Here is a 332-nt window from a genome sequence, read left to right on the forward strand (position 1 = left end):
ACTTCATTCTTATTACGGAGAATGAAAACGATACGTCGTTTCAATTTTCAGCTTGTTCCGGATTTTTAAAGAGCAATATCTTAAAGCAGACTCGAAAGTCATCTTTAAGATACGATGGAGACACCTTTCACCTGTCACCAAGCAAGTGGCGTCCCCTAGGGGATTCGAACCCCTGTTGCCGCCGTGAAAGGGCGGAGTCCTAACCGCTAGACGAAGGGGACACTGAATCATGTCTCGACTTCGCAGCCGTCTTGCTCATTACTTTTTCATCAGACAATCTGTGTGAGCACTACGCGGGAATGTATCTTGAGGTAAGGAGGTGATCCAACCGC

General features: G+C 47.0%; 1 tRNA gene. It reads right to left on the reverse strand.

What is annotated here, in order from left to right:
• Window positions 1-146 precede the first annotated feature (146 nt).
• Window positions 147-221: transfer RNA gene (locus tag NV64_RS22975), tRNA-Glu, on the reverse strand.
• Window positions 222-332 lie beyond the last annotated feature (111 nt).

Origin of the sequence: Erwinia sp. B116, assembly GCF_002865965.1 — a bacterium.
Classification (GTDB): domain Bacteria; phylum Pseudomonadota; class Gammaproteobacteria; order Enterobacterales; family Enterobacteriaceae; genus Erwinia.